The organism is Mycobacterium shunyiense (genome assembly GCF_058270035.1).
The window spans coordinates 126,865-152,362 of record NZ_JBZDPT010000015.1 but is presented as its reverse complement, the minus strand read 5'-3'; the positions used below and the strand labels follow the sequence as shown (position 1 = coordinate 152,362).

Annotated in this window: 27 protein-coding genes; 14 read left to right on the top strand and 13 right to left on the bottom strand. The window is 66.9% G+C overall.

Translation table 11 applies throughout. From position 1 onward, the window contains the following. Positions 1-21: 21 nt before the first annotated feature. Both AC4ELS_RS11265 and AC4ELS_RS11260 read right to left on the bottom strand, forming a co-directional pair. Positions 22-1,005: an LLM class flavin-dependent oxidoreductase gene (locus AC4ELS_RS11265; RefSeq protein ID WP_499047410.1), complete on the bottom strand. Its 984-nt coding sequence runs from the start codon at positions 1,003-1,005 to the stop codon at positions 22-24. A 1-nt stretch (position 1,006) separates the two neighbouring features. Then, positions 1,007-1,819, bottom strand: a complete 813-nt coding sequence (locus AC4ELS_RS11260; protein ID WP_448442011.1) for an enoyl-CoA hydratase/isomerase family protein — start codon at positions 1,817-1,819, stop codon at positions 1,007-1,009. Positions 1,820-1,995: 176 nt separating this feature from the next. Here AC4ELS_RS11260 and AC4ELS_RS11255 point away from each other — a divergent pair, with 176 nt between their 5' ends. From AC4ELS_RS11255 to AC4ELS_RS11245, 3 genes are all read left to right on the top strand, one after another. Further along, positions 1,996-2,733, top strand: coding sequence for an SDR family NAD(P)-dependent oxidoreductase (locus AC4ELS_RS11255; RefSeq protein ID WP_064881238.1), 738 nt, complete (start codon positions 1,996-1,998; stop codon positions 2,731-2,733). A gap of 199 nt (positions 2,734-2,932) precedes the next feature. Then, positions 2,933-3,148: a hypothetical protein gene (locus AC4ELS_RS11250; protein ID WP_448442013.1), complete on the top strand. Its 216-nt coding sequence runs from the start codon at positions 2,933-2,935 to the stop codon at positions 3,146-3,148. Beyond that, entirely contained in the window at positions 3,145-3,699 is a 555-nt protein-coding gene (locus AC4ELS_RS11245) for a hypothetical protein (RefSeq protein ID WP_055117017.1), read from the top strand. The genes AC4ELS_RS11250 and AC4ELS_RS11245 overlap by 4 nt, the downstream gene beginning before the upstream one ends. Positions 3,700-3,714: 15 nt before the next feature. Here AC4ELS_RS11245 and AC4ELS_RS11240 read toward each other — a convergent pair whose 3' ends face one another. Further along, the gene (locus tag AC4ELS_RS11240; protein ID WP_448442016.1) at positions 3,715-5,172 is read right to left on the bottom strand and encodes an aldehyde dehydrogenase family protein; all 1,458 of its coding nucleotides are present in this window, start codon (positions 5,170-5,172) and stop codon (positions 3,715-3,717) included. A 149-nt stretch (positions 5,173-5,321) separates the two neighbouring features. On the opposite strand from AC4ELS_RS11240, the gene AC4ELS_RS11235 reads away from it, so the two are divergent. The 4 genes from AC4ELS_RS11235 to AC4ELS_RS11220 are packed head-to-tail and all read left to right on the top strand — an operon-like array spanning position 5,322 to position 8,409. Further along, positions 5,322-5,729 (top strand): TOBE domain-containing protein, encoded by a 408-nt coding sequence (locus AC4ELS_RS11235; RefSeq protein ID WP_064881244.1) that lies wholly within the window; start codon positions 5,322-5,324, stop codon positions 5,727-5,729. After that, the gene (modA, locus tag AC4ELS_RS11230) at positions 5,726-6,514 is read left to right on the top strand and encodes a molybdate ABC transporter substrate-binding protein (RefSeq protein ID WP_499047407.1); all 789 of its coding nucleotides are present in this window, start codon (positions 5,726-5,728) and stop codon (positions 6,512-6,514) included. The genes AC4ELS_RS11235 and modA overlap by 4 nt, the downstream gene beginning before the upstream one ends. 33 nt (positions 6,515-6,547) lie before the next feature. Further along, the gene (gene pat / locus AC4ELS_RS11225; RefSeq protein WP_064881248.1) at positions 6,548-7,549 is read left to right on the top strand and encodes an acetyltransferase Pat; all 1,002 of its coding nucleotides are present in this window, start codon (positions 6,548-6,550) and stop codon (positions 7,547-7,549) included. Continuing rightward, positions 7,546-8,409 (top strand): shikimate 5-dehydrogenase, encoded by an 864-nt coding sequence (locus AC4ELS_RS11220; protein ID WP_499047405.1) that lies wholly within the window; start codon positions 7,546-7,548, stop codon positions 8,407-8,409. Before pat ends, AC4ELS_RS11220 begins: the two co-directional genes overlap by 4 nt. Here AC4ELS_RS11220 and lpqN read toward each other — a convergent pair. Both lpqN and AC4ELS_RS11210 read right to left on the bottom strand, forming a co-directional pair. After that, the gene (gene lpqN / locus AC4ELS_RS11215; RefSeq protein WP_499047403.1) at positions 8,399-9,106 is read right to left on the bottom strand and encodes an envelope biogenesis lipoprotein LpqN; all 708 of its coding nucleotides are present in this window, start codon (positions 9,104-9,106) and stop codon (positions 8,399-8,401) included. The genes AC4ELS_RS11220 and lpqN overlap by 11 nt on opposite strands. A gap of 148 nt (positions 9,107-9,254) precedes the next feature. Beyond that, entirely contained in the window at positions 9,255-9,506 is a 252-nt protein-coding gene (locus tag AC4ELS_RS11210) for a hypothetical protein (RefSeq protein ID WP_499047401.1), read from the bottom strand. A 170-nt stretch (positions 9,507-9,676) separates the two neighbouring features. Here AC4ELS_RS11210 and AC4ELS_RS11205 point away from each other — a divergent pair, with 170 nt between their 5' ends. Then, entirely contained in the window at positions 9,677-10,378 is a 702-nt protein-coding gene (locus AC4ELS_RS11205) for a DUF5642 family protein (RefSeq protein ID WP_498889225.1), read from the top strand. A 47-nt stretch (positions 10,379-10,425) separates the two neighbouring features. Further along, positions 10,426-11,100 carry a DUF5642 family protein gene (locus AC4ELS_RS11200; protein WP_498889227.1) on the top strand — a complete coding sequence of 225 codons (675 nt, stop codon included), beginning with the start codon at positions 10,426-10,428 and terminating at the stop codon, positions 11,098-11,100. 9 nt (positions 11,101-11,109) lie between these two features. On the opposite strand, the gene AC4ELS_RS11195 is transcribed toward AC4ELS_RS11200, so the two are convergent. Together AC4ELS_RS11195 and soxR are read right to left on the bottom strand one after the other, a co-directional pair. After that, entirely contained in the window at positions 11,110-11,706 is a 597-nt protein-coding gene (locus tag AC4ELS_RS11195; RefSeq protein ID WP_064887076.1) for an alpha-ketoglutarate-dependent dioxygenase AlkB, read from the bottom strand. A gap of 34 nt (positions 11,707-11,740) precedes the next feature. Continuing rightward, positions 11,741-12,172, bottom strand: coding sequence for a redox-sensitive transcriptional activator SoxR (gene soxR / locus AC4ELS_RS11190; RefSeq protein ID WP_055116999.1), 432 nt, complete (start codon positions 12,170-12,172; stop codon positions 11,741-11,743). 33 nt (positions 12,173-12,205) lie between these two features. On the opposite strand from soxR, the gene arcA reads away from it, so the two are divergent. After that, the gene (arcA, locus tag AC4ELS_RS11185; RefSeq protein WP_055116997.1) at positions 12,206-13,411 is read left to right on the top strand and encodes an arginine deiminase; all 1,206 of its coding nucleotides are present in this window, start codon (positions 12,206-12,208) and stop codon (positions 13,409-13,411) included. A gap of 160 nt (positions 13,412-13,571) precedes the next feature. Here the strand turns inward: arcA and AC4ELS_RS11180 are convergent, their stop codons facing one another. Beyond that, the gene (locus tag AC4ELS_RS11180; protein ID WP_499047399.1) at positions 13,572-15,122 is read right to left on the bottom strand and encodes a dolichyl-phosphate-mannose--protein mannosyltransferase; all 1,551 of its coding nucleotides are present in this window, start codon (positions 15,120-15,122) and stop codon (positions 13,572-13,574) included. Between the two features lie 24 nt (positions 15,123-15,146). On the opposite strand from AC4ELS_RS11180, the gene rsmI reads away from it, so the two are divergent. Beyond that, positions 15,147-15,983: a 16S rRNA (cytidine(1402)-2'-O)-methyltransferase gene (rsmI, locus tag AC4ELS_RS11175; protein ID WP_064887078.1), complete on the top strand. Its 837-nt coding sequence runs from the start codon at positions 15,147-15,149 to the stop codon at positions 15,981-15,983. On the opposite strand, the gene AC4ELS_RS11170 is transcribed toward rsmI, so the two are convergent. From AC4ELS_RS11170 to metG, 5 genes are all read right to left on the bottom strand, one after another. Next, complete coding sequence (locus tag AC4ELS_RS11170; protein ID WP_499047396.1) at positions 15,953-17,185, bottom strand: aminodeoxychorismate synthase component I; 1,233 nt, start codon at positions 17,183-17,185, stop codon at positions 15,953-15,955. The two genes, rsmI and AC4ELS_RS11170, sit on opposite strands and share 31 nt — an antisense overlap. 102 nt (positions 17,186-17,287) lie before the next feature. After that, positions 17,288-18,217, bottom strand: coding sequence for an RNA polymerase sigma factor SigJ (sigJ, locus tag AC4ELS_RS11165; RefSeq protein ID WP_448442031.1), 930 nt, complete (start codon positions 18,215-18,217; stop codon positions 17,288-17,290). Continuing rightward, positions 18,214-19,434, bottom strand: coding sequence for an NAD(P)/FAD-dependent oxidoreductase (locus tag AC4ELS_RS11160; RefSeq protein WP_448442033.1), 1,221 nt, complete (start codon positions 19,432-19,434; stop codon positions 18,214-18,216). Before AC4ELS_RS11160 ends, sigJ begins: the two co-directional genes overlap by 4 nt. A gap of 105 nt (positions 19,435-19,539) precedes the next feature. After that, a complete protein-coding gene (gene gdhA, locus AC4ELS_RS11155) occupies positions 19,540-20,889 on the bottom strand; it encodes an NADP-specific glutamate dehydrogenase (RefSeq protein WP_064959738.1) in 1,350 nt (449 codons plus the stop codon). Between the two features lies 1 nt (position 20,890). Next, positions 20,891-22,438: a methionine--tRNA ligase gene (gene metG / locus AC4ELS_RS11150; protein WP_448442035.1), complete on the bottom strand. Its 1,548-nt coding sequence runs from the start codon at positions 22,436-22,438 to the stop codon at positions 20,891-20,893. 25 nt (positions 22,439-22,463) lie between these two features. Here metG and AC4ELS_RS11145 point away from each other — a divergent pair, with 25 nt between their 5' ends. The 3 genes from AC4ELS_RS11145 to rsmA all read left to right on the top strand — a co-directional run bounded on the left by AC4ELS_RS11145 (position 22,464) and on the right by rsmA (position 25,463). Then, complete coding sequence (locus AC4ELS_RS11145; protein WP_064887084.1) at positions 22,464-23,330, top strand: TatD family hydrolase; 867 nt, start codon at positions 22,464-22,466, stop codon at positions 23,328-23,330. Positions 23,331-23,415: 85 nt separating this feature from the next. Further along, complete coding sequence (locus AC4ELS_RS11140) at positions 23,416-24,543, top strand: resuscitation-promoting factor (RefSeq protein ID WP_499047394.1); 1,128 nt, start codon at positions 23,416-23,418, stop codon at positions 24,541-24,543. Then, complete coding sequence (gene rsmA, locus AC4ELS_RS11135) at positions 24,540-25,463, top strand: 16S rRNA (adenine(1518)-N(6)/adenine(1519)-N(6))-dimethyltransferase RsmA (RefSeq protein ID WP_064959735.1); 924 nt, start codon at positions 24,540-24,542, stop codon at positions 25,461-25,463. The genes AC4ELS_RS11140 and rsmA overlap by 4 nt, the downstream gene beginning before the upstream one ends. The last annotated feature ends 35 nt before the right edge of the window (positions 25,464-25,498 follow it).

Sequence of the window (25,498 nt, the reverse complement as noted above, 5' to 3'; positions counted from 1 at the left end):
CGGCCGCGGCGGCCACCTCGATCAGCATGTGCTCGTTGGCGTTGATGCGCTCGGCCTCGACCCCGTAGTGCGGTGGGTAGAGCAGCGCCCAGTCCACGACGTCGGCGTACCGGCGCAGTTGTTCGACGATGTCCTCCGGGGTGCCGAACACCGCACGGTCCTCGACCATCGCCTGCCCGGCGGCCACGACACCGTCGATATCATTGCGGGCCAATGCTTCCCGTGCGGATTGCCGTTCGGTGCTGTGCTGTGCCGTGCACCGGGGAACAACGCGTCGTAACCCTTGGGTGTGGCGTAGAAGCCCACCTGTGCCGCGGCTTCGTGACGTGCCGCGTCACGGTCGGAATCGGCTGCGGCCACGATCTGGGTGGTGATCCGGATGTCCTCGACAGCGCGCCCGGCCTGGGCGGCACCGGAGGTCAGCAGCGGCAGTGACGCGTCGCGCAGATTCTCGGCCGACGCGATGGTGTGCCCGACGAAGCCGTCCGCGCACTGCCCGACCGCCCGGACCATGTGCTCGCCCACTCCTGCCGCCATGATCGGTACTTCGGTGGGAAGCCCGGCGCGCTCATAGTGGCCCATCGCCACGGTGTCGAACCGTCCGTCGAAACGGAACGGGCCGCTGCGATGCGAGATCAGCTGTCGGATCAGCTCGATGCGCTCCTGGACCTGCGGCGCGGGGTGTTGCAGCGGCGCGCCGTACCAGTCCTGGTTCATCCGGCGGGTGCTGCTGCCGACCCCGAGCACGAACCGGCCACCGGCGATGGCCTGGATGTCGGCGGCCGCCGAAGCCAGCGCCAGCGGTGCACGGGCGAAAAGCGGTGTGACGCTGGTGCCGACGATCGCGTTGTCCGTGACCGCGGCGAACGACGCGGCGCGGGTGAGGCTGCTGCGGTTGTAGTAGTCGATGCTCCACAGCGAGTGCACGCCGGCGCGGTCCGCTGCCTTGACCACGTTCAATGCGTCGGAAGGATTCTCGTCCATCACGACCAGGCCGATCTTCATGTCAACTGTCCTGGGGCGGCTGCGCGGACGGGAACTGTGGCGCGCGCTTCTCACGCAACGCGGTGTAGCCCTCCACCACGTCCGGGCCGAGGAAAGTCAGCATCTCGTAGGCCGCGGACTGGTCGAAGATCGGGCCGGCGTTGCGCAGCCAGTTGTTGAGTGCCCGCTTGGTCAGCCGGATCGCCTGTTGAGCGCCGGTGGCCAGATTGTCGGCGATCCGCAGTGCCTCGTCCAGAACCTCCTCGCGTGGAAGGGCTTTGGCGACCATCCCGATTCGCTCGGCCTCGACGCCGCCGATCATCTCGCCGGTCATCAGGTAGTACTTGGCCTTCGCGGTCCCGGCCAGGAGCGGCCAGATGATGGCGGCATGGTCGCCCGCGGCCACGCCGAGTTTGACGTGTCCGTCGCCGATTCGGGCGTCCTCGGCGATGATCGCGACGTCGGCGAGCAGGGCCGCCACCGCGCCGGCGCCGACGGCGACACCGTTGATCGCGGACACGATCGGTTTGTCGCAGTTGATCATGTTGTAGACGAGGTCGCTCATCTCGGACAGCATGTGTGACACCCGGTCGTAGTCACCGGCCATCCGCTCGACCATGGCCAGATCGCCGCCTGCGCTGAAGGCCTTGCCTGCGCCGGTGATCACCGCGACCCGGGTCTGTGGATCGGCGGCCACGTCTTTCCAGATGCTGGCCAGCTCGGTGTGCATGCCCTCGTCGGCCGCGTTGTACTTCTCCGGCCGGTTCAGCGTGATCAGCAGAACGCCGTTGTCCCGGCGGGTCAGCGTCAGCTGCTGGTAATCAGAGAAATCCATGCGGGCGGTCCCTTCTGTCTGCACACACTGCAGCGTGCGTATTCAACCGAAGCTACGGTTTTTCGACCATATAAGTCAATTATCGACCGAATGGTTGATTTTCTGCGTCGGTACGCCGATAGTGGCCAGAGAGTCGACATCACCGCAGATATCACCGCAGATCGAGAGGCCAGATAGTGCGATTCGACAACAAAGTCGCCGTTGTCACGGGTGCCGCCTCGGGCATCGGCCGGGCGATCGCGATAGATCTGGCGGCGGACGGCGCCGCCGTCGCCGCCGTCGACCGCAACGAAGCGGGCCTGGCGCAGACCGTGCAGGCGTGTGCCGGCGCCACCGCCCACGTGGTCGATCTGGCGGATCCGGCGGCGGTGAGCACACTGCGCGACGAGGTGTTGGCGGCGCACGGACTGCCGGGTGTCATCGTCAATGCCGCGGGCTTCGACCGCGTCGAGCCGTTCATGTCCAACGACGATGCGCTCTGGCAGTCGTTGGTCGCGGTGAACTTCCTCGGACCGGTCCGCCTCACCCACGCGTTCCTCGAACCGATCCTCGCCAAGGGAGAAACGGCAAAGATCGTCAACATTGCCAGCGATGCAGGGCGGGTGGGCAGTCTGGGGGAGACCGTCTACGCCGGCACCAAGGGTGGGGTCATCGCATTCACCAAGTCACTGGCGCGTGAGATGGCGCGCCACCAGATCAACGTCAACTGTGTTTGCCCTGGACCGACCGACACCCCGCTGTTCGATTCGCTTCCCGACAAGGTCCGGGACGGACTGATCAAGGCCATCCCGTTCCGTCGGCTCGCCGAACCCGAGGAGGTCGCCAAGGCGGTGGCCTTCTTCGCTTCTGACGATGCCAGCTTCATCACTGGCCAAGTCCTTAGTGTCAGTGGAGGCTTGACGATGGCCGGTTGATGACCAACGGGTGACCGGCACACGCCGAACCCGCTCTTGGTCGACGCCAGTTCGCAATGGCATACTTGCTCAGCCCCTGGGCTCAACCCAGCCGATTCGGTTAGCCTCGGGGAGCAGATTGGCCAGTTGGGGGATTGCTATGGCAAACGATCTGAGAGTGGACCCGGGGGCGCTGAGGGCGGGGGCCACTAGCAGCGAGATGATCGCTGCCGAATTGAGGCTGACTCCTGCCCGTCCGGATGCCGGGGGCTACCCCAGCAGTACCGGTGTCGTCGCGATGGACGGGGCGGTGAGCACAGCGCGGACCTCCCAGTCGAGTCGCGTGAGTGCGCAGGCCGGGGACCTGTCTGCGGCCGCGCAGCGGTACGACGCGGTCGATGAGCAACACGCCGGGGGTCTGGCGGAGTTGATGTGAATGATCCGTCCGGCACCGGTCCTACTGGTGGAGACCTGACTCGTTCTCAGCTGGAAGCTTGGGACACAACGTATCTGGCGGAAGCTGCGGCCCGCTGGCGTCAATCGGCCGCCGAGTCGGAAGCGCTGTTCGAGTGGCACCGGCAGAACGTGCACGCCCCCGGTGGTGCCGAGTGGTCCGGCGACGCCAGTGAAGCCGCGGGGGAGCGGGTCAGCGCGGACACCGTCGTGGTCCGCAGGCAGGGCGACATTCAGCGGGAGGCCTCCGAGATCGCCGAGAACGGCTGCCGGGACATCCGCCTGGCAGTGGGGCAGGTGCTCGACGCCATCACCGCGGCCGAGGACGACGGTTTCCAGGTATCGGAGGATCTGAAGGTGCGCGACACTCGGCGCATCGACGTGGCCACCATGGCGACGCGGTACACCGCATCGCGAGAGCACGCCGAGGACATCCGGTGGTACTGCGAGCGGCTCATGCAGGCCGAGATCTATCTGGGGCAGCGGCTCGAGGGCAAGGCCCTCGAGCTCGCCGCCGTCCGGTTCTCGGTGTAACCGAACGCTCGTCCGCTACAGCTGCGCCCAGATCGACTTGGTCTTGAGGTAGCCGTCGATGCCCTCGTAGCCGAACTCCTTGCCGACTCCGGACTGCTTGAAACCGCCGAACGGCACGTTGTGGTCGAACGTCAGCTGACAGTTCAACCCCACCATGCCGGCCTGCAGGCGCCTGCCCACGCTGTGTGCACGGGCCAGGTTGGTGGTCCATACGGTGGCGGCCAGGCCGTAGTCGGTGTCGTTGGCCATCGCGATGGCTTCGTCGTCATCGTCGAACGGAAGGATCGTGACGACCGGTCCGAAGATCTCTTCCTTGTACAGTCGGCTGGTGGCCGGGTCGACATTGGTTAGCACCGTGGGTTTGACGAAGTAACCCTTGCGGTCGAGTCGGTAACCGCCGGAAACGATCTCGACACCGTCACGCTTGCCCTGGTCGATGTAGCCCAGCACCCGGTCGAGCTGCTTCTGGCTGACCAGCGGGCTGATCATGGCGCCCTCATCCTTGGGGCCGCCCAGGACGAGGTTCTCGCCGATCATCGAGATGCCTTGAACAACACGCTCATACACGCTGCGCTGCACGAAGATTCGTGATCCGCACACGCAGCCCTGCCCGGAATGCACGAAGATGCCCATCGAGGCCATCATGATCGCCATGTCGAGGTCGGCGTCCTCGTAGATCAGCACCGGTGATTTTCCGCCCAGCTCCAGGGTGACCTTCTTCAAGTTGTCCGCCGAGTCCCGCATGATCTGCTTGCCGACCTCGGTGGAGCCGGTGAAGGCGACCTTCTCGACATCGGGGTGCGCGGTGATCGCGGCGCCCGCGGTGGCGCCGTAACCGATCACGAAGTTGGCCACCCCGTCGGGGACGCCGGCCTCGCCGATGAGCCGCTCCAGCAAGACGGCCGACAACGGGGTCTCCTCGGCCGGCTTGACGACACTGGAGCAGCCGGCGGCGAGAGCCGGGGCGATCTTGGCGCAGGCATTGAACAGCGGGCCGTTCCACGGATAGATCAGGCCCACCACGCCGTACGGCTCCTTGGTGGTGTACGCGTGCAGGTTCGAGTAATTGCTGTTGACGCCACCCTCCATCTGCACCTGGTAGCTGCTGCCGTTGAGCTTGGTGCACCAGCCCGCGTAGTAGCGGAAGAACTCGGCGCAGGTGGAGACGATCATCTCGGCCTGCATCGGCGGCATGCCGGCGTCCAGCGATTCCAGCTCGGCGAATTCCTTGGCGTGCTCGTCGATGAGATCGCCCAGCTGCCACAGCACCTTGGCGCGCTGGCGGGCCGGAATGTCGGTCCAAACCCCGGACTGGTAGGCCGATTTCGCAGCGGCGACGGCCTCGTTGACCGCTTCCGGCCCGCAGTCCCGGAACTCGGTGATCTGCTCCTCGGTCGCCGGATCGATGACCGGAATCGTCTCGCCGGTACCCGGTCGGTCGCGGAGGTCGTCCAGAACTGTCTGCAGCGCCATGTGGTTCCCCTTCGTCAGCTGTCGTGAATGCTGAGCACTTGCTTAGCATTTGAGGATGTGTCGGTCAAGACCCGCACCTGCGGGCCCAATAGCGCGATTGCGTGGTATTTGCGGTTGTTGGAGGCTCGAGGTGTCGATACGCTGACGCGATGCCAGAGATCCGGGTCCGTGAGGCCGCCGAACTGCTCGGGGTCAGCGACGACACGGTGCGTCGCTGGATCGACGACGGATCCCTGCCTTCCCACCTCGACGGCTCCGGCCGCAAGGTGATCGACGGGGCGGCTTTGGCGGCGTTCGCGCGGGCCAACGCCGCTGCGGCGCCAAAGGATCCGCTCGGCATAGGCAGCTCGGCACGCAACCGCTTCACCGGGCTGGTCACCAATGTCATCGCCGACGAGGTGATGGCCCAGGTCGAGATGCAGTGTGGACCGTTCACCGTGGTGTCGCTGATGAGCAGCCAGTCGGTGCGTGAACTCGAGTTGGCCCCCGGCAGTGTCGCCGTCGCCGTGGTCAAGGCCACGACCGTGATCGTGGAAACCCCGAAAGGAAAGTCATGACCCGAGCCCGGATGTTCGCCCTGGCACTTACCGGGGTGGCAGCAACGGCCCTGATCGGTGGCTGCAGTTCGGCCACGCAATCGGTCCCGGCTTCCCCCTCCGGCGTCGGCGGCGGTTCGATCACCGTGTTCGCCGCCGCGTCGCTGAAATCCGCGTTCACCGAGATCGGCGAGCAGTTCAAAACCGACAACCCGGGGAGCTCCGTGGAGTTCTCGTTCGCAGGATCCTCGGACCTGGTCACCCAGCTCACCCAGGGTGCCGACGCCGACGTGTTCGCCTCGGCCGACACCCGGAACATGGACAAGGCGGTGAGCGCGGACCTCGTCGAGGGAGGCCCGGTCAACTTCGCGACCAATACTCTCACCATTGCCGTCGCTCCGGGAAACCCCAAGGGCATCAAGACTTTCGCCGACCTGACCAAGCCGGATACCAGCGTCGTGGTGTGCGCACCGCCCGTGCCGTGTGGCGGTGCCACCGAAAAGGTCGAGAAGGTCACCGGCGTCACGCTGTCCCCTGTGAGTGAGGAGACCTCGGTCACCGACGTGCTCGGCAAGGTGACCAGCGGGCAGGCCGACGCCGGCCTGGTCTATGTCACCGACGCCGCCGGAGCCGGGGACAAGGTGAGCAGCATCGCATTCCCCGAGGCCGCGCAGGCGGTCAACACCTATCCGATCGCCGTGCTCAAGCAGTCCAAGCACGCTGACCTGGCACACCGCTTCGTCGACCTGGTCACGGGTGAGGCCGGTCAAAACGCTCTCGCCAAGGCCGGATTCGCCAAGCCCTGACTGAGCCTGCGGTGGCGTCGTAGCCTTGGGGGCGTGGCCGATCTGAGCGAGATCAGTGCTGACGACCTGGCGGCGCTGGAATTCTTCGCCGGATGCCGGCCGTCCGTCCTGGCACCGCTGACCGCCCTGCTGCGGCCGTTGTCGGCCGCGCCGGGCCAGGTGCTGATCCGGCAGGGGGATCCGGCGCTGACGTTCATGCTGATCGCCTCCGGGCGGTCCCGGGTGGTCCATGACGGGCCCGACGGTCAGGCCGTCGTCGCCGATCTGGAGCCCGGTCTGATCATCGGCGAGATCGCGCTACTGCGCGATGCGTCGCGCACCGCCACCGTGACGGCACTCGAACCGGTCACGGGCTGGGTGGGTGACCGCGACGCGTTCGAAGTCATCCTGCACCTACCCGGCATGTTCGACCGCATGGTGCGCATCGCGCGCCAACGGTTGGCCGCGTTCATCACACCGATCCCGGTACAGATGCGCACCGGCGACTGGTTCTATCTGCGGCCGGTACTGCCCGGCGACGTCGAACGCACCCTGAACGGGCCGGTCGAGTTCTCCAGTGAGACCCTCTACCGGCGTTTCCAGTCCGTGCGCAAGCCGACCAAGGCGCTGCTGGAGTACCTCTTCGAGGTCGACTACGCCGACCATTTCGTCTGGGTGATGACCGAGGGTGCGTTGGGTCCTGTCGTGGCAGACGCCCGGGTGGTCCGTGAAGGGCACGATGCGACGACGGCCGAGGTGGCGTTCACCGTCGGCGACGACTATCAGGGCCGCGGTATCGGCACGTTTCTGATGGATGCCCTGGTGGTTTCCGCCGATTACCTTGGGATAAAACGTTTTACCGCCCGGGTGTTGAGCGACAACTACGCGATGCGACGCATCCTGGACCGGCTCGGCGCGGTATGGGAGCGTGAGGATCTCGGGGTGGTGCTCACCGACGTGGCGGTGCCCGCTGTCGACACGATCGGCCTGGAACCTGAACTGGCGGCCAAGATCCGGGATGCGACCCGACAGGTGATCCGGGCGGTGAGCCAGTGAGTGACGCGCTGCCGGCGCGTGGCCGCAGGCCACCATTGAGTAAAGACACGCGCGTGTGCATCTCGCTGGCGGCCCGGCCCAGCAACATCGGCACCCGGTTCCACAACTTTCTCTACGAACAACTCGGACTGGACTACCTCTACAAGGCTTTCACCACAACCGATATCGCCGCGGCGATCGGTGGCGTGCGGGCCTTGGGTATTCGAGGTTGTTCGGTGTCGATGCCGTTCAAGAAGGACGTCATCGACCTTGTCGACGAGGTCGAACCGTCGGCGCGGGCCATCGATGCGGTCAACACGATCGTCAACGACCTGTCGGTGCCCGGGGGCCGTCTCGTCGCCTCCAACACCGACTACCTGGCGGTGCAGGAACTCGTCGAGCGGTTGAACCCGGATGACGCCGTGCTGATCCGGGGCAGTGGCGGCATGGCCAAGGCGGTTGGTGCGGCCTTGCGGGACAAAGGTTTCAGCAACGGGACGGTGGTCGCGCGCAACCCCGAAGCGGGGCGCGCACTGGCCGACGCGCTTGGTTACGGCTATGCGCCCGAGGTCGGCACCCTGACAGCACCCATCCTGGTCAACGTCACCCCGATCGGGATGGCAGACGGACCCGACGAACATCGCAGTGCGTTCGAACCGGCCACCATCGCGGCGGCGGGCGCAGTCGTCGACGTCGTGGCGATGCCGGCCGAAACGCCGTTGATCGCCGCGGCCCGGGCGGCCGGCGTGCCGGTCATCACCGGCGCCGAGGTGATCGCGCTCCAGGCCGCCGAACAATTCGAGCGGTACACGGGAGTGCGGCCGACGCGTGAGCAGGTGGCTGCGGCGTCGGCCTTCTCCCGGCAGGTGACTACGGCGTGATGACCGTCTGCTCGTCGATCGCCGAGGTGGCGTCCATCAACGGACCCATCTGATCCTCGGTGCCATCGGCATTGAACTGCAGGACGAACAGCCCGTCGGATCCAGGAATCACCACCGTCTTCTGAGCGATCAGGCGGGTGGCGCCGTCCTTCACGTAGGTGGCACCGATCTGGTACGAATCGAATCCACTCAGTTGGCCCGCGGACCCGTCGCCCTGGTTCTCGTAACCCGGCAGGTTCCTGATCTCGTTCGGTGCGTACTCCAGGATCTTGGCCGGGTCGACGTCGCCGGTCAGCTTGGACATCAGCGCGATGATGGACGGCGGATCTGCTTCGAACGCCGGATCGGTGGATACGATTGCGGCCCAGGCCCATTCGGGAGCCGACGAGGTTGCATCCGTCCAGCCTTCGGGAATCGGAAGCTCCAACGTAGGTGTGCCCGGATCGCCTTGGTGGACCGGGGTTTCGGTGATGTTGTTGTCGCGGATGTAGTCCACGATCGTGTATTGGTGCCCTGTCGGGCTGTCCTTGTCATCGGCTTTGATCTTGGTTGGGGCGGTGCTGGATTCACTGGTTCCGGCGGCACCGGGGGCCTCGGTGGCGGTGCCCGACACTGTCTTGCTGGCGCAGCCGGCGAGTGCGACCCCGAGTGCGACAGCAGCGATGGCGATTCCACCGGCCCGCATTGAGGTGGTCATCGGTCTCCAATCGGTTGGACGCCCCGGCGAGGCGCAACTGATCTGCACGATAAACGCTTTCCTGGGCATCAGCTGGCAGAAGCCTCAGTCCTGGGCCGCCATCTTTTGCACAGTGAAATGTTCGACGGAGTGACCGGCTGGGCGGTCCTCAGCAATTTGCGGACAGATACACCGTCCGCTGCAGAATCTGCGCCGGCCGGACCGACGCGACGGTGCACCGATCGAGAGCAGCCGTACCGGCCCGGTAGATGATGACGTCGAAACCCTGTCGTTCCAGTTCGTCGGCGGTGTCCTGCGCGGACCCTACCCCCGACGGCGAGGCGGGGGCCGCGGCGGGGAAACTCAGGGCCAGGGCCGACAGAGCGCTGCCGGCCAGCACAGCTCCAGTCAGTGCGTACACCTGTTCTGCCCCTCATCATCGTGGATCTCCTACAGGCGACAACTACTCGCGCGACGGTTAAATTCCGCTGTATCGCAACACTTGTCGTGTTGTCAGCCCGAAAAACGAGTTGACAAAGGGCGCTGCGACCGTCCTCGACAGCAAACCCGGGGCTGTGGTATCAAAACGCCGTGCGCCTTTTCGCCGTCCCGACGGTTCTCCTGGTGTGCACCCTGGCCTGTGGGGTGGCATGCGGGCCGCGGCCGGCGCCGCAACCGACGTCGAGAACTTCGTCGCCTCAGACCACCGGTGCCGCCACCGTGAACCCGGCCCGCATCGACCGGGTGCGCCAAGAGCTGCCGTCCGGCTACGAAGTGGTGGCCATCGACCCACGGGCGACCCCGGTGTCGCTGTGGGGATTCGGGCCGGACTGGACCGCCGCCCCGGCGCGGTGCGCAGCGGCAGCCGCCCCTGACACCGAACCCGGCCGGGGTTGGTCGGCCTCGGGGCCCGGGGGCATCGTGTACGCGGCCGTTGCGAAAGAAAAGGCGGGGCATCCCGGCGCGGACGCGCCCGATCCCGACGCCGAAGGAACGTGCGAACAGTGGAGCGTGTCGGGCGGACATTCCACCGGTATCGTCACGCCCGTTGCTGCTCCGGGGATCGAGGGCGCGGTGACCGCGGGGATGTCCACCGCCGTCACCACCGTCGTCGAAGGCGGCACCGAAACCAGATCTCACGCCGACACTTTCACCGCCGATCTGCATTCCGAGGGTGCTGACTACCACGTGTTCATCACCGTCGTCACGGATCCCGGCTCGCCCAATCCTGCGCTCGATACCGCGTTCACCTCCGATCTCCTGGTGAAATCGGTTTCGGCGTTACGCGGCTGAGCCGGTCGCCCCGGGTATGTGGGCGAGCCCAGGTATGTTGTCCAGCGATGGAGAACCGCAACGTCTTACTCGCCGCCGCGGGCGTCCTTGCCTGCGCCACCGGATTGGTCGCGTGCGGTCAATCGGACCAGTCGACGTCCGCCAATGCGGACATCGCCAACATCGCCAAGGTGCGCTCCAGCTTCGGGCCGGAGTTCAAGGTCACCGACGTCGCCCCGGCCGGAATCGACCCCAAGAAGCTCGCGCCGCACAAAATGCCGCCCGGGGTCAAGATCGAACCTGCCGATTGCGCGAAGTTCGCCGAGGGACAGTCCCTGCCGGACGAGCTGAAGGGCAACGTGGCGGCCACCACGGCCGAAGGTGAGGGTAACCGGTTCATCGTGATGGCGCTGGAGACCTCGGAGCCGGTGCCGCTGAACGATCCCGGCGATGCGTGCAAGCAGGTGAAATTTCTGGGCCCCGGGATCCGCGGGCAGGTGGACGTGGTCGAGGCCCCGAAGATCGACGGGGCTCGCACGACGGGGACGCACCGCATCGTGCAGACCGCGATGGGCGGCCAGGCCCGCACCGGCGAGTTGTACAACTACGTCGCCAGTTTCGACACGTTCATGGTGATCGTCACGGCCAACCCCCTGGTGGTCCCGGACAAGCCGGTGGCACCGGTGGACGACAAGCGGGCCCGTGAGCTGCTCAGCGCCGCGGTCGCCGCGGTACGGGGCTAGCCCGGCGCTTCAACGCACGTCCTGCGGGCGGAACTGGATGCTGATGCGCGGCCCGACGAGGCTGGTGGTCTTGGGTATCGAATGCTCCCAGGTGCGTTGACACGACCCGCCCATCACCAGCAGGTCGCCGTGGCGGTGCTGTAAGCGCAGGGCGTGCCCGCCGCCGCGTGGGCGCAGTGCGAAAACCCTTGTCGCGCCGAGCCCGACGATGGCCACCATGGTGTCCTCGGTGCGGCTGCGGCCGATGGTGTCGCCGTGCCAGGCGACGCTGTCGTTGCCGTCGCGGTACAGGCACAGGCCCGCGGTGGTGAACGGTTCCCCGAGCTCGCCGCCGAAGGTGTCGTTGAGCCTGCGCCGGATCTGCTTGAGCCGGGGATGCGGCACCGGTTCGTCGATTAGATGGTGGAAGCTGACCAGGCGCGGAACCGCCACCACGCGGTCGTACATCTCGCGTTCCTCGGATCGCCAGGGAATCCCGTCCATCAACTCCTCGAACAGTGAATCGGCGTCGGGCAACCAGCCCGAGCGCAGTTCCACCCAGGCGTCGTTGCCGAGTCGACGCCGTTCAGCGTGCTCGAACAGTGAGCCTTGCAACGCCAGCTCCATGCGCGCGAGTGTATCGCACAGACGTTCGATTGCGTTAGAGGCGGGAGGCGCCCGGGCCCTGCTCGGCGAGGACGTCCCCCGGGTTGGTCAGCAGGCAGGTCTTGAGGCTCAGGCAGCCGCAGCCGATACAGCCGGTCAGGTTGTCGCGCAACCGTTGTAGATGCACGATGCGGTCATCGAGGTCCTGGCGCCAGCCGGCCGAGAGCTTGGCCCAGTCCTTGCTGGTCGGCACCCGGTCGGCGGGCAAGCCGGCCAGCGCCTCGCGGATGCGCGCCAGCGGAATGCCGAGGCGTTGGGACATCCGGATGAACGCCACGCGGCGCAGCGTCTCGCGTGCGTAGCGGCGCTGGTTCCCCGAGGTGCGGCGGCTGGCGATGAGCCCCTCGCGCTCATAGAAGTGCAGTGCCGACACCGCCACGCCGCTGCGCTGCGACATCTCGCCAGGAGTTAACTCGTGCGTCTCCATACACCTCAACCATAGTTGAGTTAACGTCATGGTGTGGAAACTGCGGCGTTCGGTTCCAATTCCGAGGTCGGCACACTGCGCGCCGTGATCCTGCACCGGCCGGGGCCGGAGTTGCAGCGGCTCACCCCGCGCAACAACGATGCCCTCCTGTTCGACGGCCTGCCGTGGGTGGCCAAGGCGCAGCGTGAGCACGACGCCTTCGCGGCAGTGCTGAGGTCCCGCGGCGTCGAGGTGTTGCTCCTGGCCGATCTGCTGACCGAGGCGCTCGACAGCGGCGCCGCCCGCATGCACGGCATCTCCGCCGCGGTCGACGCGCGGCGCCTGGGTGTTCCTCTGGCCCAGGAACTTTCGGCCTATCTACGTGGCCTGCCGCCGGCCGATCTGGCGCACATCCTGATGGCCGGGATGACCTTCAACGAGGTGCCCTTTCACGGTGCCGAACTGTCGCTGGTGCGCCTCATGCACCACGGCGGAGACTTCGTGATCGAGCCGCTGCCCAACCTGCTGTTCACCCGGGATTCGTCGTTCTGGATCGGCCCGCGCGTGGCCATCACCTCGCTCGCACTGCCGGCCCGGGTGCGCGAGACCTCGCTGACCGATCTGATCTACGCCCACCATCCGCGGTTCCTCGGCGTCCGGCGGGCCTACGAGTCGCGCTCGGCACCCGTCGAAGGCGGCGACGTGCTGCTGCTCGGGCCCGGTGTGGTGGCGGTCGGCGTGGGGGAGCGGACCACGCCGGCCGGTGCCGAGGCGTTGGCGCGCAGCCTGTTCGACGACGACCTCGCCCACACCGTGCTCGCTGTGCCGATCCGGCAGGAGCGCGCCCAGATGCACCTGGACACCGTGTGCACCATGGTCGATGTCGACGCGGTGGTGATGTACCCCAACATCGTGGACTCGTTGTCGGCGTTCACCATTCACCGCACCGAAGCCGGGATCCGGATCGACGACGAAGTGCCGTTCGTGCAGGCCGCCGCGGCTGCGATGAGAATCGAGCAACTGCGGGTGATCGACACGGGGCTCGACCCGGTTACGGCCGAACGCGAGCAGTGGGACGACGGCAACAACACCCTGGCTCTGGCGCCGGGTGTGGTGGTCGCCTACGAACGCAATGCCGAAACCAATGCCCGGCTGGCGGATTCGGGCATCGAGGTGTTGCCGATCGAGGCTTCGGAGCTGGGTACGGGCCGCGGCGGGCCGCGCTGTATGTCCTGCCCGGCAGCGCGGGACCTGCTCTAGCTCGACTGGGCGTGCTCCACGGTTTTCTAGCCCTTGCTCGCCGTTTTCGACGTGAGGGTCGTTGTGCGTGGGGTTTTGCAGCCCTCAAGTAGAAATCGGCGAAGGGCCCCGCCAAAACCGCGAACGGCGACAAGCCGGCGCAGGACCCGTTAAGGCCCAACTAGCGCCACGAGGGCAACCAGATCTCCAGATTCCAGGTCGACTGCGAAATCGGGATGCCTGTCAGGACCGGGTACAACCACGCGAAGTTCGCGATCACCAATGCCACGTAGAAGCACACCACCAGTAGGCCCAAGGTTCGGCGTTCGGGGTTCTGATTGGGTTTGTACAGGATGTCGCCGAGGATCAGCGCGATCGCCAGCACCAGGAATGGCGCCATCACCGTCGCGTAGAAGAAGTACATCTGCCGGTCGATGTCGAAGAACCAGGGCAGGAAACCCGCCGAGTAACCGACCAGGACCACGCCGTAGCGCCAGTCCCGTCGCACCACGGCCCGCCACAGGGCCCAGCCGAGCACCGGCACCGCGATGAACCACATCGCCGGAGTGCCCACCAGCATCACGGCCTTCACACACGACTGCGTGCCGCACCCGGCCACATCGTGGTTGTCGATCGCATAGAGCACCGGCCGCAACGACATCGGCCACGTCCAGGGCTTGGACTCCCACGGGTGGTGGTTGCCGTCTGCGTTGGTCAGCCCGGCGTGGAAATGGTAGGCGGCGTAGGTGTAATGCCACAGTGAGCGCAGCGCGTCGGGCAGCGGGATGATGCTGTTCTCGCCGATGGACTGGCCCGCCTCGTACCGGTTGATGCCGGTCTCGGAGGCGAACCACGGCCCGTACGACGCCAGGTACACCGCGAACGGGATCAGGCCGAACACATAAGCGGCCGGCCCCACATCGCGGCGCAGCATGCCGCGCCAGGGTGCCGGTACGTGGTACTGCTTGCGCGCGATCGCGTCGAGCACCAGCGTCATCACGCCGAAGAACGCCACGAAGTACAGCCCGGACCACTTCGTCGCACACGCCAGGCCGAGCAGCACGCCCGCACCGAACCGCCACCACCGCACGCCCAGCCGCGGACCCCACGGCGTCTCGGCGATCCGGCCTTCTACGAAGGCGGTGTGCATGCGCCGGCGGACGTCGTCGCGGTCCACCATCAGGCAGGCGAACGCCGCCACCACGAACGTCACCAGGAACACGTCCAGCAGCGCCGTGCGGGCCGAGACGAAGCTGACCCCGTCGGCGATCAGCAGGAGTCCGGCGATACCGCCGACGAGGGTGGAGCGGCTGAGCCGGCGCCCGATCCGCACCACCAGCATCACGATCAGCACACCGCACAGCGCGCCGGAGAACCGCCAGCCGAGCCCGTTGTATCCGAACAGCGCCTCGCCGATCGCGATCAACTGCTTGCCCACGGGCGGGTGCACCACGAGCCCGTAGCCGGGGTTGTCCTCGACGCCGTGGTTGTAGAGCATCTGCCAGGCCTGCGGCGCATAGTGCTTCTCGTCGAACACCGGGGTGCCCGCGTCGGTCGGCGAGCCCAGGTTCAGGAACCGGCTTATCGCGGCCAGTCCGGTGATGACCGCCGTCATCAACCAGCCCTGCAGCCGGTCGGTCGGGCCGAAATCGGCAGGCGGGATCAGCGGCGCGGGGCTGATCAGGGGGACCGAGCGACCAGCCGTCGGCGTATCGGTGGCGGTGGCGGTCACGCAAGCGATCGTAGGCTGTCTGGCGTGACACCCGGCAAACTACTGATCGGCGCCACGCCGCTGGGTCGGCCAGACGATGCGTCGACGCGGCTGGTCGAGGCGTTGACGACGGCTGACATCGTGGCGGCCGAAGATACCCGGCGCGCGCGTGCGCTGGCCCAGTCGCTGGGCGTGCAACCGTCCGGTCGGATCCTGAGCTTCTTCGACCAGAACGAGGCGAGCCGCGTGCCCGGCCTGGTCGCCGAGATCGCGGCGGGCGCGACGGTGCTGGTGGTCAGCGACGCCGGTATGCCGTTGATCAACGACCCCGGCTACCGACTGGTGGCGGCCTGCGCCGAGGCCGGGCTGCCGGTCTCGTGCCTGCCGGGTCCTTCTGCGGTGACGACGGCGCTGGCGGTGTCCGGGCTGGCCTCGGACCGGTTCTGTTTCGAGGGTTTCGCGCCGCGCAAACACGCGGCCCGGCTGGCCTGGCTGCAGACCCTGGCAGCTGAATCGCGCACCAGCGTGTTCTTCGAATCGCCGCGCAGATTGGCCGAGACCCTGCGCGACGCCGTCGAGGTGCTGGGACCGGAGCGTCGTGCCGTGGTGTGCCGCGAGCTCACCAAGACGCACGAGGAGGTCCGCCGCGGCAGCCTGGCCGAGCTCGCGGAGTGGGCCGCCGACGGAGTGCTGGGGGAGATCACCGTCGTGTTGGCCGGGGGCACCCCGTCGGTGGAACTGTCCGACCTGGTGGCCGAGGTGGAGGAGCTGGTGGCCGACGGCATCCGGGTCAAGGACGCCTGCGCCCAGGTGATCGCTGCGAACCCGGGGGCGCCGTCACGGCGCGAGCTCTACGACGCTGTGCTGCGCGCCCGGGATTGAACGATCGAGGCCGCTTTGTGCAGGCACTCTTCCCATTCCGCGTCGACGTCGGAATCGGCGGTGATGCCGCCGCCCACGCCGAGTACCGCCGAGCCGTCGGCGTTGAATTCCACGGTCCGGATCGCGACGTTCAGCTCGCATCCTGCCACTGGTGACGCCAATCCGACTGTGCCGCAATAGACTCCGCGACGTGCCGCTTCCCACTGCCGCAGCAGTTGGCGGGCCCGTCGCTTCGGTGTGCCGGTCACCGAGGCTGGGGGGAAGGTGGCGTCCAGCAGGGCGCTCATCGGCACCTGCGTGGGTAGCTCGGCGGTGACCGTCGAGACCAGGTGCCAGACCCCGGGCGCCGGATGTACCGCGAGCAGTTCGGGCACCGTCACGCTGCCGGTGGTCGCCACCCGTCCCAGGTCGTTGCGGACCAGGTCGACGATCATGACGTTCTCGGCGACATCCTTGACCGAGGCCAGCAGGGCGGCGGGGTCGGCCGAGGACGGCAGCGTGCCCTTGATCGGACTGGAGGTCACCGCGGTGCCCGCCCGGCGCAGGAACAACTCCGGCGACAACGACGCCACCGCACCCCAGTCGCCGGCCACATACGCGGCCCGTGCAGGCGCGGTCCGGGCCACCGCCTCGGTGAAGAAATCGATCGGCTCGCCGTCCATTCGGCCGGTGAACCTCGTGCACACACAGGCCTGATACACCTCGCCCGCCGCGATGGCGTCCAGGCAGGCCAGCACGCCACGGCGGTGATCATCGCGGTCGGGGGCCACCCAGCTCAGGGTGTAGCCTCCCGGCTGCGCCGGTTCCAGTGCTCGCAGCCAGGCGGGAAGCGCTGCGCCGCTGAGGCTTTCGAACCACCAAAGGCCCTCGGAGTCCTGGCGCAGCACGCAGTCCGACCAGCCGCCGGCGGCCACCGGGATCCGCGGTGGTGTGCCGTCGGCGCCGGGATCCGGGTAGGCGAGGTAGCCGAACCACCCGCCCCCGACCGCGTCCGACGGCCCCGAAGCGTCCTGTGCCACCGCGAAGGCGGTGTCGGGCGCAACCGATGTCACCGACACCGAGGGTGCGATCACCGCGCGTGACGAGAACCAGTTGCCGATCAGCGCGGCGGGTGGCGCCACGCCGGCGCGGGAGGCCGCCGCGGCGACACCGCGCAGCACCGCCGGGGCATCGCCCAGCGCGCCGAGCCGCTCGATCCGCATGGAGCTAGCTTGCTTCCTCCCGCGAGCAGACGCAAAATCGTGCGTTTCAAGGGGAAACAGTGCGAGTTGACGTCTGCTCGGCGGGAGTAGCGCGAGGGAGACTCAGCGACTGATCACCCGCGGGATGTCGACGCCGGTCAGTTTGTCCGGATTGCGCATCGCGTAGAAATGGGTGATCTTGCCGTCGGCGACCTCGACGGTGACCACGCCCTCGAAGCTGTCTTCGAGGTACAACTTGTACGCGGGGGCGTTGTTGTAGGTCGTCGGCTCGAAGCGGCCGCCCTGGTCGATGAACCGCATGAGGCCGACCACCAGCTTGGCCACCGACTGGGCGCCGGTCACCGGCCTGCGCGCGGCGCTGCGCTTGCCGTCGCTGTCGGCCGTCCACACCACATCGGGTGCGAGCAACTCCAACAACGTGTTCATGTCGCCGGTCGTGGCGGCGGCGAAGAACCGCTGGGTGATCTCTGTCGACACCTGCGGGTCGACCGGTTCGAACCGCTTACGCCGTGACTGCACATGGTTGCGGGCCCGGTGTGCCATCTGGCGCACCGATGCGCTGGATTTGCCGATCGCCGAGGCGATTTCGTCGTGACTGAATCCGAACACCTCGCGCAGCACGAACACTGCACGCTCGTCCGGGGTCAACGTCTCGAGCACCACCAGCATGGCCATCGAAACCGACTCGGCCAGCACCACATCGGCTGATGCGTCGCCGGCGACCCCGGCCGTCAACAGCAGCGGTTCGGGCAGCCACGGGCCCACGTACTCCTCGCGTCGCCGTGACTGGGCGCGAAGGGCATTGAGCGCCTGGCGGGTGACGAGCTGGGCCAGGAACGCCTTGGTATCGCGGACCGTGTCCAGATCCACCTCGGCCCAGCGCAGGTAACTCTCCTGCAGGACGTCATCGGATTCCGTTGCCGTCCCGAGGATCTCGTAGGCGATGGTGAACAACAGCGGCCGTAGCAGCGTGAACCGTTCGGCGTGTTCGTTCGAGTACGAGGTCGAGTTACCTGCGCCGGGCGTGTTCATCGGTTGTCCTTGCTCCTCGCGTCCGCGCCGACCAGTGTCTCCTGCTGTGCCTCGGCCAACTGCCGTGCTCGGTTGTCGCCCTTGAACCAGAAGTACGACCCCGGCTTCACACCCTCCTTGCGCAGGAACGTCAGCGTCGCCCGGCAGACCTGTTCTTTGAAGAAGGCGCCGGTCCGTCCGCCGATGAAGACGCGGCGCGGGCTGTCGTCCGAGTGGCACAGCTGCACTGTCCCGGCATTACGGCCGACGCTCACGCACTGTCCGGCGAAGGCCTGGTTGATCACCTTGGGCTCGGCGCCCGCGATGCGGGCCAGCACGGTGTTGGCCGACTGCACCCCCAACGGGCCTGCGGACTGGCAGCTCATCCGCAGCGGCACCCCCGACGGTGCGGCGGCGTCGCCGGCTGCCACGATGCGCGCGTCGTCGACGCTGGTCAAGGTCTCGTCGGTGAGCAACCGGCCCAGCTCGTCGGTACGCAGTCCGCTCGCCGCGGCCAGGCCGGGAACCCCGAACCCGGTGGTCCACACTGTCACCGCACTCGGCAGCCGATTACCGTCGGCCAGCGTGATGGCGTCGGCCTCGATCGCGGTCACCAGGACCTCGGGTCCGTCGATGATCGAGACGCCCAGCTTGGTGAGCGCCTTGACGATCGAGCGACGGGCGCCTGCGCCCACCGAGGCGCCGACCACGTCGGTGACGAGCGTGACCTTGCGGCCCGCCTCGGCCAGCTCGCTGGCCGCCTCGATGCCGGTCAGCCCGCCGCCGACCACGACCACCGGTGCCGACATCGGCACGTCCTGCAGCCGGGCGCGTAAGCGCTGGGCCTGCTCCAATTCCGAAAGCGGATAGGCGAATTCAGCAGCGCCGGGCACGGAGGCGGGCACCCCGCCGGTGCTTCCGACGGCGTAGACCAGGTAGTCGTAGTCGATGACGTTGCCGGACGTCAGCTGCACCTGGCGGATGTCGGCGTCGATGTGCTCGGCACCGTCGACCAGCAGCCGCACCCCGGCGCCCAACAGTGTGTCGTAGGCCGCGGTGGCATCGTGGTTTCCGGCCACCAGCTGGTGCAGCCGGATCCGTTCGACGAACTCGGGCCGCGGATTGACCAGCGTGACAGCCACGCCCGGTGTGCCCTGCAGTCGGTTGGCCGCCAGCACCCCGGCATACCCTCCGCCGATCACGACCACTCGGGTGTTCTGCGCAGTTGTTTCGGTCATGGGAGCGTCTCCTGTTCTCAAAGGCTTATGCCCTCAAGACACCGCGGGACGCGGATTTGTGACGGGACTTCAGGTGATGTGACCCACATCACCCTCGAGGTGTCGTCAGACGAGCCCCAACGCCAGCATCGCGTCGGCCACCCGGATGAAGCCGGCGATGTTGGCGCCGGCCACGTAATTGCCCGGCTGGCCGTACTCGTCGGCGGTGGTGAGGCAGCGATCGTGGATGCGGCGCATGATGTCGGCCAGCCGCTCCTCGGTGTCGTTGAAGGTCCACGAGTCCCGCGAGGCGTTCTGCTGCATCTCCAGCGCGCTGGTGGCCACACCACCCGCGTTGGCAGCCTTGCCCGGGGCGAACTTGATCCCGGCCTCTTCGAAGTACTTCACCGCGTCGGGCGTGCACGGCATGTTGGCGCCCTCGGCCACGATCTGGCAGCCGTTCTTGATCAGCATGGTCGCATCGTCGCCGGAGACCTCGTTCTGGGTGGCGCAGGGCAACGCGATGTCGCACGGCACCTCCCACACGCTGCGGTCCGTCACGACATGTGCGGCGCCGCCACGGGCCTCCGCGTAGTCCTCGATGCGGCCCCGACGCAGTTCCTTGACCTCTTTGAGCAGGTCGAGGTCGATGCCCTTGTCGTCGCGCACGTATCCGCTGGAGTCCGAGCAGGCCACCACGGTCCCGCCCAGCGAGTGCACCTTCTCGATGGCGTAGATCGCCACGTTGCCCGAGCCGGACACCACAACCTGCTTGCCGTCGAAGGACTGCCCGCTCGACCGCAGGATCTCGTCGACGAAGAAGACCGTGCCGTAACCGGTGGCCTCGGTGCGGACCTGCGACCCGCCCCAGGTCAGGCCCTTGCCGGTGAGCACGCCGGATTCGTAGCGGTTGGTGATCCGCTTGTACTGGCCGAACAGGTAACCGATTTCGCGCATGCCGACGCCGATGTCGCCGGCCGGGACGTCGGTGTACTCACCGATGTGGCGGTACAGCTCGGTCATGAAGGACTGACAGAAGCGCATCACCTCGGCGTCGGAGCGGCCCTTGGGGTCGAAGTCCGACCCGCCCTTGCCGCCGCCGATCGGCAGGCCGGTCAGCGAGTTCTTGAAGATCTGCTCGAAGCCCAGGAACTTCACGATGCCGAGGTAGACCGACGGGTGGAACCGCAGGCCGCCCTTGAAGGGACCGAGCGCCGAGTTGAATTCGACTCGGAAGCCGCGGTTGATCTGCGCGGTGCCGGAGTCGTCGAGCCAGGGCACCCGGAAGATGATCTGCCGCTCGGGCTCGCACAGCCGGCGGATGATGGCGCCGTCGGCGTAGTCGGGATGCTTGGCCACCACCGGGCCGAGGCTGGTCAGGACCTCGTAGACGGCCTGGTGGAACTCCTGCTCACCGGCGTTGCGTTGCGATACTTCCTCGTAGATCGCCTGCAGTTTCTCGTGTAGTACAGCCATCTCAGTCCATCTGGTAGCGGGGGAAAACCCCGGTGGGCGCGGGCAATTCGGTACCTGGCTTGAGCCGGGTCCCGATGGAGTCGAAGTCGCGTGCGTCGGTCGGCTGGCCCAGCAGGTCGAGCAGCTTGGCCATCGAGTCCGGCATCACCGGCTGCGTCAGCAGCGCCGCGATCCGCACCACCTCGAGCGTCGTGTAGAGCACCGTACCGAACCGTTGCTGGTCTGTTGGATCGTCGGACTTGCGCAGGACCCACGGCTCCTGGGCGGAGAAGTAGCGGTTCGCTGCGCCGAGTACCGACCAGATCGATTCAAGTGCGAGGTGCATCGCGGGCACATCGTAGTGCGTGCGCACCTGCTCGAGCAGGGCATCGGCGGCACTCAGGAGTGCGGTGTCGTCCTCGTTGAACGATCCGGGGTCGGGCACCACGCCGTCGAGGTTCTTGGCCACCATCGACAGCGAACGTTGCGCCAGGTTGCCCAGCTCGTTGGCCAGGTCGGCGTTGATCCGGCCGATGATGGCTTCCTCGCTGTAGCTGCCGTCCTGCCCGAAGGACACCTCACGAAGGAAGAAGAACCGCACCTGATCGAGGCCGAACGTGTCGATCAGATCGACTGGATCGACTACATTGCCGACCGACTTGCTCATCTTCTCGCCCTTGACGTTGATGAAGCCGTGCGCGAAGACCCGCTCGGGCAGCGCGATCCCGGCCGACATCAGGAACGCCGGCCAGTACACGCTGTGGAACCGGATGATGTCCTTGCCGATCATGTGCAACTTGGCCGGCCAGTACTTCTGAAAAGCGTCGGAGGCCACGTCCGGGAACCCGACGCCGGTGAGGTAGTTGGTCAGCGCATCCACCCACACGTACATCACGTGATCAGGGTGGTCGGGAACCGGCACACCCCAGTCGAACGTGGTCCGCGAGATCGACAGGTCCTTCAGTCCGCCCGAGACGAAGCTGACGATCTCGTTGCGGCGCACATCGGGCCCGATGAATTCGGGATGGGCCTCGTAGTGGGCCAGCAGGCGCTCGGCGTAGGCCGACAACCGGAAGAAGTAGGTCTGCTCCTCGGTCCAGGTGACGGGGGTGCCGGTCTCGATCGCGGTGCGGGTGCCGTCGGGACCCGCGGTCGTCTCGTCCTCGGCGAAGAATCGTTCATCGCGGATCGAGTACCAACCCGAGTAGGTGCCAAGGTAGATGTCGCCGGCCTCGTTCATACGGCGCCAGATCTCCTTGGACGCCTCGTAGTGGTCGGCGTCGGAGGTGCGGATGAACCGGTCGAAGGAGATGTTGAGCTTCTCCTGCAACCGCTGGAACACGTCGGAGTTGCGGTTGGCCAGCTCGGCGGCCGAGATGCCCTCGGCAGCGGCGGTATCGGCCATCTTCTGGCCGTGCACGTCGGTGCCGGTCAGGTAGCGCACATCGAAGCCGTCGAGTCGCTTGAACCGGGCGATCGCATCGGTGGCGATGTACTCGTAGGCGTGCCCGATGTGCGGCGCGCCGTTCGGGTAGGCGATGGCCGTAGTTATGTAGAAAGGCTCACTCATTTGGACCCCACCTTATTGTGTTGCGGTGGGATCCAAACGCTCAGCCAGGGAGAAGCCGCCGGCTCCGGAGCCGTTGGCTCCGCTGGTCGACGCACATACCCACCTCGACGCGTGCGGCGCGCAGACCGCGCAGGATGTCCGGGCGATCATGGATCGCGCGGCCGCGGTCGGAGTGGGCCAGGCGGTCACCATCGCCGACGATCTGGACTCGGCGCGCTGGGTGACCACGGCCGTCGAAGCTGATGAGCGGGTTTTCGGCGCGGTGGCGTTGCACCCCACCCGGGCCAATGCGCTCGACGACGCGGCCAGGGCCGAGGTGGAGCGGCTGGCGGCCCATCCGCGGGTGGTCGCGGTGGGCGAGACGGGGATGGACCTGTACTGGCCGGGCCGGCTGGACGGCTGCGCGACGCCCGCCGAGCAGCGCGAGGGCTTCGCGTGGCACATCGACCTGGCCAAGCGCACCGGCAAGCCGTTGATGATCCACAACCGGGATGCCGACGCCGAGGTGCTCGACGTACTACGCGCCGAGGGAGCGCCCGAGACAGTGATCTTCCACTGTTTTTCGTCAGGACCGGAGATGGCTCACACCTGCGTCGAGGCCGGCTGGGTATTGAGCCTTTCGGGCACTGTCAGCTTCCGTAATGCCGCTGAGCTGCGGGAAGCCGCTCGGGTGATCCCCCCGGGCCAGCTGTTGGTGGAGACCGACGCGCCGTTTCTGACCCCGCATCCGTTCCGCGGAGCACCGAACGAGCCGTACTGCCTCCCATACACTGTGCGGGCACTCGCAGAGTTGCTGGACCGACCTGCCGAAGAGGTCGCGTCCGAGACCGCAGCCACTGCGGCGCGGGTGTACGGACTTAACGGGGAGTCGCCGGCTCTAGTTGCCGAGTGAACCCCTTTTCGTTACCGTCTTGTGATCAAACCTCAACCGCCGGCGGTGATCTATGCCGTCCGTACCGGGGAGAAATGCGAGAACCGTGGACGCGCTCAACAAAATTCATGAATCCCGATCTCCGCTGCTGCGAGGCGTGGTGGGGGCCCTGCTGGTCACGCTGACCGCCGCCGGGGGCTACGCCGTCGGATCGCACAAGACCGTGACGCTGAGCGTCGATGGTGCGCCGATGACCGTGACGACGATGAAGTCGCGGGTGATCGACGTGGTCGAGGAGAACGGGTTCTCGGTCGGCGATCGGGATGATCTCTACCCCTCGCCCGACGAGTCCGTGCATCAGGCCGACACCATCGTTCTACGCCGTAGCCGACCGCTGGAGTTGTCGTTGGACGGCAATGACAGCAAGCAGGTGTGGACCACTGCCTCGACCGTCGATGAGGCCCTGGCGCAGCTGAAGATGACCGACAAGGCACCAGCCGCGGCCTCCCGTGGCAGCAGGGTTCCGCTGGGCGGCATGGCGCTGCCCGTGGTGAGCGCCAAGACCGTCCGGATCGATGACGGCGGCAACGTGCAGACCGTGCATCTGGCCGCCCCGAACGTGGCCGGTCTGTTGGCCGCGGCGGGGGCCCCGCTGGAGCAGAACGACACCGTCGTTCCGGCCGCATCGACCCCGGTCACCGAGGGTATGCAGGTTCAGGTGACCCGCATGCGCATCGAGAAGGTCACCGAGCGGGTGGCGTTGGAACCGGGTCATCAGCGCATCGAAGACGCCTCCATGAACATGAGCCGGCAGGTCGTCGAGGAGCCCGGCGCCCCGGGCACCCAGGACGTGACCTACGCCGTGGCCAAGGTGAACGGCGTGGAGACCGGCAGACTGCCAGTAGCCAATGTCGTGATCAACCCGGCTCGTGACGGTGTGCTGCGCGTCGGAGCAAAGCCTGGCACCGAAGTTCCGCCGGTCACCAACGGCGCTGCCTGGGACGCCCTTTCGCAGTGCGAAGCGGGAGGTAACTGGGCCATTAACACAGGTAACGGATTTTTTGGTGGGGTCCAATTCGACCAGAACACCTGGGAGCGACAGGGTGGTCTGAGGTATGCTCCGAGGGCCGATCTGGCGACTAGAGAAGAGCAGATTGCGATTGCTACGGTGACGCAGGCCCGGCAGGGTTGGGGAGCTTGGCCAGTGTGTAGTGGGAGGATTGGGGCGCGCTGACTATTCGACTGCTCGGGCGGACCGAGATACGACGCTTGGCGAAAGAAATCGACTTTCGACCACGCAAGGCCTTTGGCCAGAACTTCGTTCATGATGCCAACACCGTTCGGCGCATCGTGTCGGCCTCCGGGATTCACCGGAACGACCATGTGCTCGAAGTCGGACCCGGTCTCGGGTCGCTGACACTGCCCCTGTTGGACCGTGGTGCCAGGGTGACCGCAGTGGAGATCGATCCGGTGCTGGCCAAGCAATTGCCGGCCACCATCGCCGATCATTCCCACAGCGAGATCAACCGGCTCACGGTGATCAACCAGGACATCCTGACGCTGATGCCGTCTGATCTGGCCGAGCAGCCGACGGCGCTCGTGGCGAATCTGCCGTACAACGTGGCGGTGCCCGCACTGCTGCACCTGTTGGCCGAGTTCCCGTCGATCCGGACGGTGATGGTCATGGTGCAGGCCGAGGTGGCCGAGCGTCTGGCGGCCGAGCCCGGCGGCAAGGACTACGGCGTGCCCAGTGCCAAGGCGCGTTTCTACGGAAACGTGCGCAGGCACGGGATGGTCTCGCCGACGGTGTTCTGGCCGATCCCGCGGGTGTACTCCGGACTGGTCCGCATCGACCGGTACGAGACATCGCCGTGGCCGACGGACGCCGAGTTCCGCGATGAGGTGTTCCAGCTCATCGACATCGGATTCGCGCAGCGGCGCAAGACCTCTCGCAACGCGTTCGCGGACTGGGCGGGTTCGGGCAATGAGTCGGCAGAGCGGCTGCTCGCCGCCAGCATCGATCCGTCGCGCCGTGGCGAGACGCTCGGCATCGCCGACTTCGTCCGACTGCTGCAGCGGGCCAAGGAAGCCGAGGGTGAGGCCGCAGCTCAGATCGAGGCGGCCGCCGAGGTTGAGGCGGCACGGCAAGGCTGAGGACCGCCGAATGTGAAGAAGATCGCGAGATTGTC

Bases quoted from the DNA above. Each gene is read 5' to 3' on its own strand.
- AC4ELS_RS11265 (WP_499047410.1), bottom strand. From the start codon at position 1,005: ATGAAGATCGGCCTGGTCGTGATGGACGAGAATCCTTCCGACGCATTG.
- AC4ELS_RS11260 (WP_448442011.1), bottom strand. From the start codon at position 1,819: ATGGATTTCTCTGATTACCAGCAGCTGACGCTGACCCGCCGGGACAAC.
- AC4ELS_RS11250 (WP_448442013.1), top strand. From the start codon at position 2,933: ATGATCGCTGCCGAATTGAGGCTGACTCCTGCCCGTCCGGATGCCGGG.
- AC4ELS_RS11240 (WP_448442016.1), bottom strand. From the start codon at position 5,172: ATGGCGCTGCAGACAGTTCTGGACGACCTCCGCGACCGACCGGGTACC.
- AC4ELS_RS11235 (WP_064881244.1), top strand. From the start codon at position 5,322: ATGCCAGAGATCCGGGTCCGTGAGGCCGCCGAACTGCTCGGGGTCAGC.
- modA (WP_499047407.1), top strand. From the start codon at position 5,726: ATGACCCGAGCCCGGATGTTCGCCCTGGCACTTACCGGGGTGGCAGCA.
- lpqN (WP_499047403.1), bottom strand. From the start codon at position 9,106: ATGACCACCTCAATGCGGGCCGGTGGAATCGCCATCGCTGCTGTCGCA.
- AC4ELS_RS11200 (WP_498889227.1), top strand. From the start codon at position 10,426: ATGGAGAACCGCAACGTCTTACTCGCCGCCGCGGGCGTCCTTGCCTGC.
- AC4ELS_RS11195 (WP_064887076.1), bottom strand. From the start codon at position 11,706: ATGGAGCTGGCGTTGCAAGGCTCACTGTTCGAGCACGCTGAACGGCGT.
- soxR (WP_055116999.1), bottom strand. From the start codon at position 12,172: ATGGAGACGCACGAGTTAACTCCTGGCGAGATGTCGCAGCGCAGCGGC.
- AC4ELS_RS11170 (WP_499047396.1), bottom strand. From the start codon at position 17,185: ATGCGGATCGAGCGGCTCGGCGCGCTGGGCGATGCCCCGGCGGTGCTG.
- sigJ (WP_448442031.1), bottom strand. From the start codon at position 18,217: ATGAACACGCCCGGCGCAGGTAACTCGACCTCGTACTCGAACGAACAC.
- AC4ELS_RS11160 (WP_448442033.1), bottom strand. From the start codon at position 19,434: ATGACCGAAACAACTGCGCAGAACACCCGAGTGGTCGTGATCGGCGGA.
- gdhA (WP_064959738.1), bottom strand. From the start codon at position 20,889: ATGGCTGTACTACACGAGAAACTGCAGGCGATCTACGAGGAAGTATCG.
- metG (WP_448442035.1), bottom strand. From the start codon at position 22,438: ATGAGTGAGCCTTTCTACATAACTACGGCCATCGCCTACCCGAACGGC.